Origin of the sequence: Streptomyces sp. NPDC019396 (assembly GCF_040632375.1) — a bacterium.
Taxonomy (GTDB): Bacteria; Actinomycetota; Actinomycetes; order Streptomycetales; family Streptomycetaceae; genus Streptomyces.
Genome location: NZ_JBEYBS010000003.1, coordinates 307,120 through 321,733, shown reverse-complemented (window position 1 = coordinate 321,733; position 14,614 = coordinate 307,120). Strand labels below are relative to the sequence as shown.

The 14,614-nt window shown below is 72.2% G+C and carries 12 protein-coding genes; 9 read left to right on the top strand and 3 right to left on the bottom strand.

Annotated elements, in window-relative coordinates:
• The first annotated feature begins 21 nt into the window (after nt 1-21).
• Nucleotides 22-1,482 carry an alpha/beta fold hydrolase gene (locus ABZ532_RS05295; RefSeq protein WP_361279769.1) on the top strand — a complete coding sequence of 487 codons (1,461 nt, stop codon included), beginning with the start codon at nt 22-24 and terminating at the stop codon, nt 1,480-1,482.
• Nucleotides 1,483-1,583: 101 nt separating this feature from the next.
• On the opposite strand, the gene ABZ532_RS05290 is transcribed toward ABZ532_RS05295, so the two are convergent.
• The 3 genes from ABZ532_RS05290 to ABZ532_RS05280 are packed head-to-tail and all read right to left on the bottom strand — an operon-like array spanning nt 1,584 to nt 4,747.
• Nucleotides 1,584-2,810 (bottom strand): cytochrome P450, encoded by a 1,227-nt coding sequence (locus ABZ532_RS05290; protein WP_361279709.1) that lies wholly within the window; start codon nt 2,808-2,810, stop codon nt 1,584-1,586.
• 27 nt (nt 2,811-2,837) lie between these two features.
• Nucleotides 2,838-3,980: an epoxide hydrolase family protein gene (locus ABZ532_RS05285; protein WP_361279708.1), complete on the bottom strand. Its 1,143-nt coding sequence runs from the start codon at nt 3,978-3,980 to the stop codon at nt 2,838-2,840.
• Nucleotides 3,977-4,747, bottom strand: a complete 771-nt coding sequence (locus ABZ532_RS05280; protein WP_361279707.1) for an SDR family oxidoreductase — start codon at nt 4,745-4,747, stop codon at nt 3,977-3,979. The genes ABZ532_RS05285 and ABZ532_RS05280 overlap by 4 nt, the downstream gene beginning before the upstream one ends.
• Before the next feature lie 265 nt (nt 4,748-5,012).
• Here ABZ532_RS05280 and ABZ532_RS05275 point away from each other — a divergent pair, with 265 nt between their 5' ends.
• From ABZ532_RS05275 to ABZ532_RS05240, 8 genes are all read left to right on the top strand, one after another.
• Nucleotides 5,013-6,230, top strand: a complete 1,218-nt coding sequence (locus ABZ532_RS05275; RefSeq protein WP_361279767.1) for a CaiB/BaiF CoA-transferase family protein — start codon at nt 5,013-5,015, stop codon at nt 6,228-6,230.
• A gap of 45 nt (nt 6,231-6,275) precedes the next feature.
• On the top strand, nt 6,276-7,898 hold the full coding sequence (gene cimA / locus ABZ532_RS05270; RefSeq protein ID WP_361279706.1) for a citramalate synthase: 1,623 nt from the start codon (nt 6,276-6,278) through the stop codon (nt 7,896-7,898).
• A gap of 24 nt (nt 7,899-7,922) precedes the next feature.
• Nucleotides 7,923-8,954: a ketoacyl-ACP synthase III family protein gene (locus tag ABZ532_RS05265; RefSeq protein ID WP_361279705.1), complete on the top strand. Its 1,032-nt coding sequence runs from the start codon at nt 7,923-7,925 to the stop codon at nt 8,952-8,954.
• A gap of 113 nt (nt 8,955-9,067) precedes the next feature.
• Nucleotides 9,068-10,051 (top strand): aromatase/cyclase, encoded by a 984-nt coding sequence (locus ABZ532_RS05260; protein ID WP_361279704.1) that lies wholly within the window; start codon nt 9,068-9,070, stop codon nt 10,049-10,051.
• Entirely contained in the window at nt 10,038-10,667 is a 630-nt protein-coding gene (locus ABZ532_RS05255; RefSeq protein ID WP_361279703.1) for an antibiotic biosynthesis monooxygenase, read from the top strand. The genes ABZ532_RS05260 and ABZ532_RS05255 overlap by 14 nt, the downstream gene beginning before the upstream one ends.
• Nucleotides 10,668-10,918: 251 nt before the next feature.
• Nucleotides 10,919-11,140, top strand: a complete 222-nt coding sequence (locus ABZ532_RS05250; RefSeq protein WP_361279701.1) for an acyl-CoA carboxylase subunit epsilon — start codon at nt 10,919-10,921, stop codon at nt 11,138-11,140.
• Entirely contained in the window at nt 11,137-12,861 is a 1,725-nt protein-coding gene (locus tag ABZ532_RS05245; protein ID WP_361279700.1) for a fatty acyl-AMP ligase, read from the top strand. The genes ABZ532_RS05250 and ABZ532_RS05245 overlap by 4 nt, the downstream gene beginning before the upstream one ends.
• Nucleotides 12,858-14,588, top strand: coding sequence for an acyl-CoA dehydrogenase family protein (locus tag ABZ532_RS05240; RefSeq protein ID WP_361279699.1), 1,731 nt, complete (start codon nt 12,858-12,860; stop codon nt 14,586-14,588). Before ABZ532_RS05245 ends, ABZ532_RS05240 begins: the two co-directional genes overlap by 4 nt.
• The last annotated feature ends 26 nt before the right edge of the window (nt 14,589-14,614 follow it).

Sequence of the window (14,614 nt, the reverse complement as noted above, 5' to 3'; positions counted from 1 at the left end):
GGAGGTTCTGCGGTGGCAACCATGCGGTCCGCGACGACACCGCCCGACGCGCTGAGCGAGTTCCGCGCCCAGCAGCCGCGGTGGACCACGAACACATCCGACGACGGCGGCGGCACGGTCGAGCACACGACCATCGAGGTGCCCGCCGACTACACGAGGCCGGAAGGGGAGCGCCTCACGATCGCCCTCACCCGCCATCGCGCGGCCGACCCCGGGCGCCGGCGCGGGATCCTGCTTTCCGTCAACGGGGGGCCCGGCGGCGACTGGGGCCGGGGCCGGAAGCTCGCCGCCGCCTACGCGGACACCCCCGTGCACGAGGTGTACGACCTCATCGGCTTCGACCCCCGCGGTACCGGTGCGTCCACCCCGCTGCACGCCGAAGTGACGGTACCCAGGGCGCCGTTCGACTCACGGCCCCCGGACTCCGCGTTCGACGCGCTCGCCGAGGACATGCGGCAGCGGGAGCTGGGCTGTGAACGGGGCGGCGGCACCCTGCGCCCCCACATCAGCACCCGCAACACCGCCCGAGACATGGACATCATCCGCTCCGTGCTCGGTGAGGAGCGGCTCAGCTTCGTGGGCTACGCCTACGGGGCCTATGTGGGCGCGGTGTTCGGCAGCATGTTCCCGGAGCGGCTCGACCGCAGCGTGCTCGACTCCTGCGTCAACCCCGACTGGACCTGGCGCGAGCAGTTCCTGTGGCAGGGCGACGCGGTCCAGCGGAACGTGGTCCAGTGGGCCCACTGGACCGCCGACCGGCACGGACGCTTCGGGCTCGGCCGGGACGAGCGTCAGGTGCTGGCCCGGGTGGAGGAGGTCGTCGCCCGGCTGGAGAAGCTCGACGACGGTCCCCAGTTGCGCACGCTGTTCGACGGTGCCGTCGGCACCCGCGCCACCGACCGGTCCCTCTGGGCCGACCTCGGCGGCCTCGTCGCGCGGCTCGCGGACGCCGGCACCGCCGGTGACGCGGAGGCGGCCCGCGGACTCCTGGCCGAGCAGGGCACCTGGCGGCCCCAGGACAACGAGGGCGAGCTGCGCACCGGCGTGCTGGAGGCCATCACCCTGGAACACGCCTGGCCCGACGACCTCGAGGTCTACTACCGGGACATGCGCGAGTTCCGCACCCGCTTCCCGTACGGCTACGGCGTGCTGCGCGCCCAGCCCTGGGTGGGAGCCTTCCGCACCTTCACGCCCGCCGAGCCGCCGACCGCCATCGCACGCGACGGCTACCCGGTGGGCCTGGTCGTCCAGGCCGACGGCGACCCCCTGGACCACTACGCGGGCGGCGTCGCCATGGCGGAGCGCCTGGGACACCATCTGATCACCGTGGCCGACTCGGGGGACCACGAGGTCTACCGGCTGCTGGGCAACCCGGAAGTGGACGCCCTGGTCGACCGCTACCTGGTGGACGGGACGCTGCCGCCGTCACGCGTGAGCGTCCCGGGCACCACACAGAGGCCGGACATCCCGGCCGACGACTAGGGACTCGTCCGGGGCTTTCGTGTCGGCCCCTCGACGCCCACCGCGCATGAAGCGGGCCCCGCCCTCCAGGGCGGGGCCCGCTTCATGCGCGGTGCCGGAGATCACCAGCCCTCGACGGGCAGCTCCCACAGCCCGTAGATGACCGCGCCCTCCTTGCGCTCGATCTCCAGGAACGGCTTGGCCAGCTTCAGACCCGGGATCCGGTCGAACAGCTGGCCCCACACGATCTCGAGCTCAAGGCGCGCCAGGTCCGCCCCGATGCAGTGGTGCACCCCGTGACCGAAGCCCAGGTGCTTGCGGCTGCCGCGGCTGATGATCAGCTTCTCCGGCTCGGGGAACACCTCCGGGTCGCGATTGGCCGCGAGCCCCAGGCACAGGATGCCGTCGCCCTTCCGGATCACCTTGCCGCCGATCTCGATGTCCTCCAGGGCGACCCGGGGCACGGCCGTGTCACCGATGGTCGCGATCCGGACGAGTTCCTCCACGGCCGGCTTGACCAGGGACTTGTCGTTCCTGAGCAGTTCGAGCTGGTCGGGGTTCTCCAGCAGGCAGGCGGTACCCAGCGAGATCTGGCTGGCGGTCGTCTCGTGGCCGCCGTTCATCAGCAGCCGGACCATGTTGAACAGATCGCGGTCGGTGTACTCCTCGCCAGACTCCTCGTAGTCCGCCATCGCCCGGCTCAGCAGGTCGTCCCCCGGCTCCCGCTTCTTGAGCTGGATCAGTTCCTCGACATACGCGTTGACCTCGACGATCGCGGCCTGGCGCTCCTCGGTGGAGCTGTGGCCGCCGAGCAGGGCCGTGCCGTGCTTGATGAAGAAGTCGTGCCGGTCCTGAGGGATGCCGAGCAGCTCGCAGATCACGGTCATCGGCACGGCCAGCGAGAACACCCGGTGCATGTCCACGGGCGGTTCCATCGCCAGCATCTTGTCGATGTGCTCGTCGACGATCTCCTCGATACGCGGACGCAGCCGCTGCACCTGCCGGTTGGTGAAGGTCAGCGCGGCCTTGCGGCGGGTGGAGGAGTGCTCCTTGCCGTCGTAGCCGATGAACGAGGTCTCGGTGCGGTACTCAGGCGGGGCGATGAAGTAGAAGGGGAAGTTCGCGTGCTTGCGGGAGGCGCTGACCCGGGGGTCGGTGAGCAGCTTGCGGATCGTCTCGTAGCCGGTGACGGTCCATATCCGCAGCCCGGAGCCGGTCAGCGTGACCTGGGAGACGTCCTCCTCGACCATCTCCGTGTACTGCGGCGGCGGGGTGAACGGGCAGCCGCGGGTGTACGGGAAGGTCGGGGACTGCTGTTCCGGGCCGGACTCGGCGGCGTGTGTGGTCACGGTGGGTCCTTCCTGAAGGGCGATGGGTCAGCGCAAGGGGCCGAAGAACGCACGCAGTTCGGCCATCAGCAGTTCGGGCTGTTCGAGTGCGGGGAAGTGCCCGCCGCGGTCGTGGTCGGTGAAACGGCGCAGATCGGTGAAGCGCCCCTCGATCCACGGGCGCGGCATACGCCCGTCCTTGGGGAAGTTGGAGACCGCCGCGGGGATCCCCACCGGTCCGAGAGCCACCTTGTTCTGGCTCTCCCAGTAGATCCGGGCCGACGAGGCGGCGGTGCCGGCCAGCCAGCCCACCGTGACGGCGTCGAGCAGCCGGTCGCGCGGGATGACCTTCTCCAGGTCGCCGTCGTGGTCGCTCCACGCCCAGTACTTCTCCGCCATCCAGGCCAGCTGGCCGGCCGGTGAGTCCGTCAGCCCGTAGCCGAGGGTCTGCGGCCGGGTGGTCTGGATGACCGAGTAGCCGCCCTCGTTCTGCTGGAACTCCTTCATCGCGGCGAGGCCCGCCATGTCCCGCTCGGAGAGCTCCGCGTGCTGCTCGGGCGGGCGGGCGAACGGCATCGTCAGATGGACACCGATGAGCCGGCGGGTGTCGGCGGGCCGGGTGGTGTCGCGTTCGCCCAGGATGGCCGTGACGAACGAGCCCCAGTCGACCCCGTGCGCGGCGTACCGCTCGTAGCCGAGCCGGGACATCAACTCGTCCCAGGCGCCGGCGATGTGCTCGGCGGTCCAGCCGCAGGACGCGGGACGGTCGCTGAATCCGTAGCCGGGCAGCGAGGGGCACACGACGTGGAAGGCGTCGGCCGGGTCCTCGGGGTCGGTCAACGGGCCGATGAGGTCGAGGAACTCGACGACCGAGCCGGGCCAGCCGTGGCTGATCAGCAGGGGTACGGCGTGCTCGTGCCGGGAGCGTACGTGCAGGAAGTGGATGCCGAGGCCGTCGATCTCGGTGCGGAACTGGGGAAGGGCGTTCAGCCGGGCCTCGGTGGCCCGCCAGTCGTAGCGGTCCGCCCAGTACGCGCACAGCTCCTGTACGTACCCGAGCGGCGCGCCCTGCGACCAGTCGGACACCGTCTCCCGTTCCGGCCAGCGGGTGCGGGAGAGCCGCAGCCGCAGGTCCTCGAGCTCGGACTCGGGGGTCTCGACACGGAAGGGAGTGATTCCGGTGCCGCTCACGACTGGTCACCGCCGACGTCCATACCGCCGTCGATGGTGATGATCTGACCGGTCACCAGGTCGCTGGACGGGTCCGCGAGACGGGTGATCCAGGAGCTGACGTCCTCGGCCTCGGCCACCCGCCCGAGCGGGATGCCGTGCGCGACCCCGGCGAACAGTCCCTCCACCTGCTCCGGGCTCAGCCCGTTGGCCGCGTACGCGTCGGTCCGCACGAAGCCGGGTGCGACCGCGTTGACCCGGATGCCCTGACCGGACAGCTCCGCCGCCCAGCTCCGGGTGAAGCTGTGCAGCGCGGCCTTGCTCGCCGAGTAGACGGAGCTGCCGGGGCCCGGGTTGTGGCCGCCCCGGCTGGAGACCAGCACGATGCTGCCGCCGGGGGAGCGCAGCAGCGGCAGCAGCCGGTGGGTGAGCACCAGCGGACCCAGGACGTTGATGTCGAAGACCTCACGGGCCACGTCCGCATCGAGCGCGGCGAGCGGGCTGAACCGGAACACCCCGGCGTTGTGCACCAGGACGTCCAGGCTGCCGCCCGCGACGGCCACCGCGTCCGCCACGGCATGCGCGCCCTCGTCGGTGGTGACGTCGGCGGCCACCGGGACCACGGCGGGGCTGAGGGCGGCGGTGGCGTCGAGGCGGTCCTTGCGGCGTCCGGTGACGATCACGGTCCGGGCACCGAGGCCCGCGAAGGCGAGGGCGGTCGCGCGGCCGATGCCGGTGCCGCCTCCGGTGATGACGACGGTGCGGCCGTCGAACGGCTGGTCGGTCATGACGGATTGCCTCTTTCCTCAGGATCCTCGGGGTGGTGGGGGCAGTGGGGGCAGTGGGGGCACGGGTGCGCGGCGGTACGTGCGCCGGGGACACAGATGTGCGAAGTGTCGCCGCTGCCGCTCGGGCCGCCCTTGAGGGCCCGGCTTGAGGCGTTCTGTAGGGTCCGTCCCTACGGTGCCCCGCATGCTGATCACGCATCGTGCGAACGGGCAGCCCGAGCGGCAGCGGCCCGGCGGGCTGCCCGGCGAGCGGCCCCGCGGACCGCTGAGCGGACTGCGGGTCATCGAGCTGGCCGGGATCGGCCCCGCCCCCTTCGCCTGCATGCTGCTCGCCGACATGGGCGCCGATGTCGTGCGGATCGACCGCGCCGACGGACAGCGGTCGTTCGGCGACTGGCACCGGTACCTGGACCGAGGTCGCCGCTCACTCGCCCTCGACCTCAAGCACCCCCGGGGCGCCGAGACCGTGCTGCGGCTCGCGGAGCGCAGCGACGTGCTCGTGGAGGGCTTCCGCCCGGGCGTCACCGAGCGCCTCGGCATCGGCCCCGGCCAGTGCGCGGAGCGCAATCCGGCGCTGGTGTACGCGCGGATGACGGGCTGGGGCCAGGACGGTCCGCTGGCGCAGACCCCGGGGCATGACATCAACTACATCGCGCTGAGCGGTGCGCTGGACGCCATCGGACCCGCGGACGGGCCTCCCGTGCCACCCGTGAATCTGCTCGGCGATTTCGCGGGCGGGGCCCTGTACCTCGTCGCGGGGATACTCGCGGCCGTACACGAGAGCCGGGGTTCGGGACGCGGGCAGGTGGTCGACACCGCGATCACCGACGGAACGGCATCCCTGCTCGGCATGCTGCTCGGCATGGCCGACGCGGGGGAGTGGGGGCACGGACGCGGAGGCAACCTGCTGGACGGCGGGGCCCCGTACTACGGGGTCTACCGCTGCGCCGACGGGCGGTATGTGGCGGTCGGGGCGCTGGAGGAGCGCTTCTACCGGGCGCTCACCGACGGGCTGGGCTTCGGCGGTGCGGACGGCGAGCGGCTGCCCGACCGCACGGACCGAGCGAACTGGCCGGCGTTGCGAGCAGCGTTCGGGAAACGTTTCGCCACACGCGACCGGGACGCCTGGGCCGCCGTCTTCGACGGCACCGAGGCGTGCGTCAGCCCGGTCCTGACCGCGGCGGAGGCGGCGAGCCACCCCCATCACCGGGCCCGCGGCACCTACGTCCCGACGGCCGACGGCGCCCAGCCCGCCCCCGCGCCCCGCTTCGGCCGCACGCCCGCCACCCTGCCCCCGCCGGCGCCCCGCCCCGGCGCCGACACCAGACACCTACTCGCCGAGTGCGGATGGACCCCGGCCGAGGTGGAGCAACTGCTGCGCACCGGCGCGGCCGCGGACGATCCCGGGTCCGGTCGCGGCACCGGGCGTCGACCACCGCTCCAGGTCTTCCCGAGCACAGCGCCGGACGGTGGGCCGACATAAGCCGCCGTGTGACGGGCATGGGCGGCGCGAGTGAGGAGGGGCGGGATGGCCGAGGAGAGCCTTCAGCTCTACGACACGACCCTGCGCGACGGCAGTCAGCAGGAGGGCATGGTCCTGACGGTCGATGAGAAGCTCGCCGTCGCCCGCCACCTGGACGTCCTCGGTGTGGGCTTCATCGAGGGCGGCTGGCCCGGAGCGGTGCCCAGGGACACCGAGTTCTTCCATCGGGCCCAGACCGAACTCCATCTCAGGAACGCCCAGTTGGTGGCCTTCGGCGCCACCCGCAGGGCCGGGGTCCCGGTCTCCCTCGATCCACAGGTGCGCGCCCTGCTGTCGGCCGGCACGCCGGCGATCACCCTCGTCGGCAAGAGCCACACCGGACATGTGCAGCGTGCTCTGCGCACCACACTCGCCGAGAACCTCGCCATGATCGGCAGCACGGTGCGCCACCTGGTGCACGCCGGCCGGCGTGTCTTCCTCGACGCCGAGCACTACTTCGACGGATACCGCCTCAACCGCGACTACGCATTCGCCGTGGTGCGCACCGCCGCCGAGGCCGGGGCGGAAGCCGTGGTGCTGTGCGACACCAACGGCGGCTGTCTGCCCGACGAGGTCGCCGAGATCGTGGCCGAGACCATCGCGATGACGGGTGTCGCCGTCGGCATCCACTGCCACGACGACACCGGCTGCGCCGTCGCCAACACCATGGCCGCCGTGGACGCCGGAGCCATGCACATCCAGGGCACCGCGCACGGCTACGGCGAACGCTGCGGAAACGCGAACCTGTTCACCGTCATCGGCAACCTCGTCCTGAAGAAGCAGCACAAGGCGGTGGACCCGGAACTGCTCGCGGGGATGACCGCCACCAGCAACGCCATCACCGAACTCACCGGCATACCGTCCCGCCCGTCCGCCCCCTACGTCGGCGCCTCCGCCTTCACCCACAAGGCGGGCCTGCACGCCTCCGCCCTGCGCATCGACCCCGGCCTGTACCAGCACATCGACCCGGCCGGTGTCGGCAACGCCATGCGCACGCTGGTCTCCGACATGGGCGGCCGGTCATCAGTAGAACTCAAGGCGCGCGAGCTCGGCTACGACGTGGCCGCGGGCTCCGACGAAGTGGCCCGCGCCGCCGCCCGTATCAAGGAAATGGAGAGCGACGGCTACAGCTTCGAGTCCGCCGACGCCTCCTTCGAACTGCTGCTGCGCGAGGAACTGGCGGGCGGGCCCGTCGAGCCGCCGTTCCAGGTCGACTCCTGGCAGGTGTCCGTGGCCCGCGAGGGCGACCACGAGGTACGCACCGAGGCCGCGGTGCGGCTGCGGATCGACGGCGTCCCGCTGGCCGCCACCGGGCACGGCAACGGCCCGGTCAACGCCCTGGACCGGGCCCTGCACCAGGCGCTCGACCCGTTCTTCCCGCAGCTCGCCCGACTGGAGTTGGTGGACTACCGGGTACGGGTGCTGACCGGCGAGACCGGCAGCGGCGCCCGGGCCCGCGTACTGATCTCGTACCGCGACGGCGAACGCCGCTGGGGCACCGTCGGCGTGGACCAGAACACGGTCACGGCGAGCTGGCGCGCCCTGCTCGACGCCGTCCACTACGTGCTCCTCGATGACGTACGCCCCGGTGGCGGAGCAGTGCCGCTCGCCGCCGCCTGGGCGGGCTGACAACCTCGAACTCCGGGAGTAGCTGTGCGCGTGGAAGACATCTACATACGGGGGACGTCCGTACGGCTCCCCGGCGTGGCGTCCGTCGCCGACGCCGTCGCACGGGGCGCCTGCCCACCCAAGGTGGCCTCGTCCACCGGCATGGTGTCCGTGGCGTACTCGTCTGACGAGTCCGCCGCCGAGATGGCCGCCGCGGCGGCCCGTACGGCGGTGGAACGCGCCGGCTGCGCCCCCGAGGACATCGATCTGCTGCTGCACGCCGACACCTACCACCAGGGCCAGGACCTGTGGCCGGTCGCCTCGTACATCCAACGGGAGGCACTCGGCAACACCTGCCCGGCCCTGGAGATCCGGCAGATGTCCAACGGGGGCCTGGCCGCGATCGACCTGGCCACCGCCTACCTCAGCGCGGGCCACGGCAGCTGCGAGGCCCTGCTGACCACCGCCGACCGGTTCTGCGAACCGGGCATCGACCGCTGGCGCACCGACCCCGGCACCCCCTACGCGGACGGGGCCACCGCCCTGGTGCTCTCCCGCCGCGGAGGCTTCGGGCGGCTGCTGTCGCTCGCCCTGCTCGCCGACCCCGACCTCGAACCGCTGCACCGGGGCGACGAGCCCTTCACCCGCGCCCCGTTCGGCCACCGCATTCCCGTGGACTTCGACGAGGCCAAGCGGGCCTTCATCGGCCGGGTCGGTATGTCGTACGCCATCACCCGCGCCCACAACGGCCAGCAGACGGTCATCAAGCAGGCGCTCGCCGACGCGGGCATGGAACTGGCCGACGCACGCTGGGTCATCCTGCCCCACTTCGGCCGGCGCAGGCTCCAGTCCATCTACTACCAGCCGTTCGGCATCGACCCAGACCGCACCACCTGGGACTGGAGCCGCACCGTCGGACACCTCGGCGCGGGCGACCAGTTCGCCAGCCTGGACCACCTCGTGGTGTCCGGGCGGGCCAGGCCGGGTGACCGCTGCGTCCTGATCAGCGTCGGCGCCGGATACAGCTGGGGCTGCGCCGTCCTGGAGATCACCGGACAGCCCGCCTGGGCGGCATGAGTACCGCGGACCACCGCTGACCCACGATCCACTCCCGCTCGAGCCCGCTTCGAGCCCCCCTCTGTCACTCTGAACCGGCCGCTCTCACGGCCGCACTGAAGGGAAGGTACGCCGTGGCGACCGTTACGCCCGACACGTCGGCACCGCACGTCACCGAGCACTCCGTCACCGTCTCCGCCCCCGTCTCCACCGTCTACGACCTGATCGCGGACGTCTCGGCCTGGCCGCAGGTCTTCGGCCCCACGGTCCATGTCGAGGTCATCGAGGAGGCACCCGAGAGCGGCGGCGAGCAACTGCTGCGGATCTGGGCCATCGCCAACGAGCAGGTCCGCACCTGGACCTCGCGGCGGGTGCTCGACCCCGAAGCCCGCAGCATCACCTTCCAGCAGGTCGTCCCGGCCGCCCCGGTGGCCTCCATGGGCGGCGCCTGGCGCCTCGAGCCCGTGGACGACGGCACCACGCGAGTGGTGCTGCTGCACGACTACCGCGCCGTCGGCGACGATCCCGCCGCCGAGGAGCTGATCGAGCAGGCCGTCGACCGCAACAGCCGCTCCGAGCTCGCCGCGCTCAAGAACGTCGCCGAACTGGGCACGGCGCGCGACGAACTGCACTTCACCTTCTCCGACTCGGAGTCCGTCGCGGGCGCCGCAGGCGATGTCTACGCCTTCCTGGGCCGGGCGGACCTGTGGCCCGAGAGGCTGCCGCACGTGGCACGCCTCGACCTCACCGAGGATGAGCCGGGCATCCAGCACATGGACATGGACACCCGCAGCCTTGACGGCTCCCTCCACAACACCACCTCCGTACGGGTCTGCTTCGAGGACCGCCAGATGATCGTCTACAAGCAGCTCCGGGTGCCCGTCGCCATGAGCGGCCACACCGGCCGCTGGGTGATCGAGTCCCTCGGCGACGGCACGGTGAAGGCCACCTCCTGGCACACCGTGACCCTCGACCCCGAGGGCGTACGCAGCGCGCTCGGCCCGGAGGCCACCCTTGCCGAGGCCCGTGCGCTGGTCCGCAAGGCGCTCGGCACCAACAGCTCCACCACCCTGCGCCACGCCAAGAAGTTCGCGGAGGACACGCGTGCCGGAACGTGATCCGAACGGACCGGTCACCGTCATCAACCGGTTCGACGTCAAGGGCGACATCGCGGAGTTCGAGCGGGAGTTCCGGCGCCACGCGCAGTTCCTGCGGCGCCGTCCGGGCTTCGACTTCCTGGTGACCGTCCAACTGGTCGACCAGCCGCGGGTGTACGTACACCTGGGCCACTGGCGCCGGCTGAGCGGCTTCCTGGACACCGTGCACGACGACACCTTCGTCGCGCATGTCCAGCGGCTCGGCCCGCTGGTGCACACCGAGGCCGACCAGGCCCTCAGCGTCGAGCGGACGCTGAGGGAGAACGCGGCCGTGGGCGACGCCGCCGTGGTCCTCATCTCCGCCCATGTGCACCACGACCCGGCCGGCTTCGAGAAGCGGTACGCCGCGCTCGGCGAGGCCTGCGCGGCGATCGGCGGCTTCGGCGGCAGCGACCTGCTCCGTTCCACGGTCCGGCCGCTGTCCTACACGGGGGTCCACTGGTGGCGGGACGGCGACTGCTGCGCGGACGCCGTCCAGTCCGGGGCCTACCGGGCGGCGCTCGACGACCTCGCCGAACTCGCGGACGTCACCATCGAACGGAGCCGGCACCTGGCCTATGAGCGCGTGATCGACTGATTTCCCGCACAAGCGCGGACCGGTACGGACGAGAACTGACCAGCACGGACCAGTACAGACCAGCATGAACGGCTACGGGACAAAACCGCACGGAACAGCATGTACCCGACCACGGGGACGCCACCCCTTCCCTTCCGAGACCTCTCCAAGGGGTGCGCGTCCCCCGGCGCGTTTCCGTCCCGAACGGACGCTCGGCCGCTGTCCGTGTCGCCCGCGAGGCCCCCTCGAGCGCCCGGGCGCACTCTTCCCCCATGGCAGAAGAGACAGGAATCACCGTGCTGCGCGGCCTGCCGGACGCGGCGGAACTCGCTGCCGTGACCACCGTGCTGCTGGCGGTGCTGCGCGACAGGGCGCGGCAGGCGGACGGGCCGGAACCGGCCGCGTACGCCGACTGGAGCGTCAAAGGCACCGGTGGACAGGTCCCGGCGGCCTGGTCCGCCCGGCAGACCCGACGGAAGGGGGGACTGCGGTGACCGGTCAGCGGACCTTCATCGACACGTTCGAGACCGTGGCGGCCGAGACACCGGAGCGGGACGCGCTCATCCTGCTCACGGAGGACGACGGCCGGCTGAGGCCCGAGAGCGTGACCTACGGGGAACTCAGCGCCCAGGCGAGGGCACTCGGCGCGCGGCTGGGAGCGCATGCGTCGCCCGGTGACCGCGTGCTGATCCCGCAGTCGTCGCGGCGGCTGTTCGCCGCCTCTTTCCTGGCCTGCCTCCACGCCGGGCTCGTCGCCGTCCCCGTACCGCCACCCGGCAGCAGGGGCCACCATGACGAGCGGATCGCGGGAGTCGTCAAGGACGCGGCGGTGAGCTGTGTGCTCACCGAGAGCCGCCACGCCCCCGAGGTGTCCCAGCTACTGGCCCGCACCGGTTTCGGCGCGGTGACCTGCCTCCTCGCGGACACTCCTGCGAACGCCCCGGCGGGTGCCCCCGCACCCGCCACCGCGACACCGCCCGGACCGGCACTGCCCCCTCCCGGCCCGGACGAGATCGCGTACCTCCAGTACACCTCGGGCTCCACCCGCGAGCCCCGCGGTGTGATGGTCACCCAGGGCAATCTCGTCGCCAACATGGAAGCCATCCACCACGCCCTGGGCACGGACCCCGGATCGCGGTTCGGCGGCTGGCTGCCCCTGCACCACGACATGGGCCTCGTCGGCCAGTTGCTGCACCCGCTGTGGCTGGGGGCGACCACGGTGATGCTCTCCCCCCAGGCCTTCGTCAAGAAGCCCTTCCACTGGCTCGACACCGTGTCCCGCTACGGCCTCACCATCAGCGGCGCCCCCGACTTCGCCTATGAGCTGTGCCTGCGCAGGATCAACGACACGCAGCTCGCCACGCTCGATCTCACCCGCTGGCGGCACGCCGTCAACGGCGGCGAACCGGTGTACCCAGGCACCCTGGAAGCCTTCGCGGAGCGCTTCGCCCCCGCGGGGCTGGGGCCGGGCGCGCTCACCCCGGCCTACGGGCTCGCGGAGGCCACCCTGATGGTCTCGGGCGGCGGCGCCCCGGCTCCGGGGGCCGGGGCGCCGAGCGCCCGCAACCCGTTCGCGCCGTGCGGCGCGCCCGCGTCGGCCGAGGTCAGGATCGTCGATCCCACGGCCCGCAAGGAGCTCCCCGACGGACGGATCGGCGAGATCTGGGTACGCGGCGACAGCATCGCCCCCGGCTACTGGGGCCGCCCCGGCGAGACCGCCGAGGTCTTCGACGCCCGCCTCGCGGGCAGCGGCGGGTATCTGCGCACGGGCGACCTCGGGATGATGGAGGCAGGGATCCTCCATGTCACCGGCCGCATCAAGGACATGATCGTGGTCGCGGGACGGAACCTCTACCCGCAGGACCTGGAGCGCACCGTCCAGCAGGTCAGCGGGCTGTTCGGCCCTGCCACCGCATTCGCCGTCCCCGGTGCCCGCGAGCGGGTCGTCGTGGTCCAGGAGCTGCGTGCCCGCAGCCAGTACGACATCGACCTCGACTCGCTGGCCGCCGCGGTGGAGGCAAGGATCGGGGAGGAACACGAAGTACGCACCGGGGGACTCCTCTTCGTCCGCCCCGGCACCGTACGCCGCACCACCAGCGGCAAGGTGGAACGCGCGGCGATGCGCCGGATGTTCCTGCGCGGCGAGCTCAGTCCGCTGCACCAGCGGATCGACCGCGAGATCGAGCGGCTGCTGGCGTCCGGGGCCGGCTCATGAGGCCCGTGCGGGAACGCGCCGACGCGCTGGAGCGGTCCTTCGGCCCGCTCGACGATCCCGCCAACCCGCTCGGCGGGGCCGCATTCGTCGCCGCCGACGCGGCGGGCGAGGTGCCGACCGCCGCTGAGGCCGTACTCGACCACTACGGTCTGAACGAGGAGTTCGTGCCCGCCGCGCAGGGCGGCAGGCTGCGGCGGATGGACGAACTGGGCCGGGTGCTGCGCCCCGTCTTCCGCCGCGACGCCTCCCTCGGCTTCGGCTACGGTCTGAACTGCTTCTTCGCCGCGACTCCGGTCTGGACCGCGGGAAGCGAGGACCACCGCAAGCTGGCGGCCGGGCTGCTGCTCGGCGGGGACCGGATCGCCGTCGCCCGCCACGGAGTGGCCCACGGCAACGACTTCGTACGGGACGAGTTCACCGCGCTGCCCGTGCCGGGCGGGGGGCTGCTGCTCAGCGGCAGCAAGACCGGGATCGCCAACGCCTCACGCGCCCGCGGTCTGCTGGTCTTCGCCCGCACCGGACCGGCCGGGCAGGCCCGCAGTCACACCGTGCTGCTCCTGGACCGAGAGGCCCTGCCGCCCGGCCGGGTCACCGACCTGGGGCGGCGGGCCACCACCGGGATGCGCAGCGCCGAGTTCGGGGGACTCGGCATCGAGGAGTGCCACGTACCGGAGTCGGCCCTGGTCGGCGGGCTCGGCGACGGATACGAGCTGTCGCTGCGCTCGTCCCTGGTCATCCGGGGACTGATCCCGTCCATCGTGCTCGCGGGCGCCGACACGGCGTTGCGCACGGTGGCGGCCTTCGCCGTACGCCCCAGGTCCGACGGACGCTCCTCGCTCGACGTCCAGCATGTGCGGGACGTGCTGACCGGGGCGTTCCTCGATCTGCTGCTGATCGACTGCCTCGCGCTGGTCGCCACCCGGGCGCTGCATCTGCTGCCCAAGCAGATGAGCGTGTACGCCGCCGCCGCCGCGTATCTGGCGCCCAAGCTCATGGCGGAGGCCATGGACGAGATGTCCGCCGTGCTCGGCGAGGTGACCTTCGCCGAGGAAGGCGCCTACGCCATGTTCCAGAAGCAGCTCAGGGACCTGCCCGTCACCTCGCTCGGCCACGCGGGAAGCGCGGGACGGCAGGTCAGCATCCTGCCCCAGCTGCCGTTCTTCGCCCAGCACGCCTGGTTCGCCGACCCCGAGCCCCCGCCCGGTCTGTTCCGGCTGCACGAGGACCTGCCGCCGCTCGACCTGGCGCAGCCCGCGCTGCTCGGCGACGCCGATCCGCTGGCGGCGACCCTGGTGGCGAGCACCGATCTCTTCGAGTCGGTCCCGCTGCCCCGGCAGGGCAGGGACGGCGGAGTGCTGCGCTTCCTCAGCCGCGCCTTCGCCATCGAACTCGACGATCTGCGCAAGGCGTTCGCCGATGTCCCGCAAGGCGACCGCAGGGCGCTGGCGAGCCCGCACAGCCTCGGGCTCGCCGACCGCTACACGCTGGTGCTCGCGGCCGCGGCCTGCCTGGGGGTGTGGCGTGAGCAGCAGTCCGCGGGCCCCGAAGCGGACCGCTTCCTCGCCGACACGGCCTGGCCGTCGGCCGCGCTGTACCGGCTGTGCCGCCGGCTCGGCCTGGCGCTGCCGGACCGGCCGGCCGCGGCGGAGCAGCGGGTGCTCGCGGAGGTGCTCGCCCGGCTGCACGGCCGCCGCAGCTACGACCTGTACGCGTCCTCGCTGGCCTGACCCGCCGCGCACGCGTCGCCCGAACC

What these genes read in the sequence shown, in the direction of transcription:
- ABZ532_RS05295 (WP_361279769.1), top strand. Translation starts at nt 22, where the DNA reads ATGCGGTCCGCGACGACACCGCCCGACGCGCTGAGCGAGTTCCGCGCC.
- ABZ532_RS05280 (WP_361279707.1), bottom strand. Translation starts at nt 4,747, where the DNA reads ATGACCGACCAGCCGTTCGACGGCCGCACCGTCGTCATCACCGGAGGC.
- cimA (WP_361279706.1), top strand. Translation starts at nt 6,276, where the DNA reads ATGGCCGAGGAGAGCCTTCAGCTCTACGACACGACCCTGCGCGACGGC.
- ABZ532_RS05250 (WP_361279701.1), top strand. Translation starts at nt 10,919, where the DNA reads ATGGCAGAAGAGACAGGAATCACCGTGCTGCGCGGCCTGCCGGACGCG.
- ABZ532_RS05240 (WP_361279699.1), top strand. Translation starts at nt 12,858, where the DNA reads ATGAGGCCCGTGCGGGAACGCGCCGACGCGCTGGAGCGGTCCTTCGGC.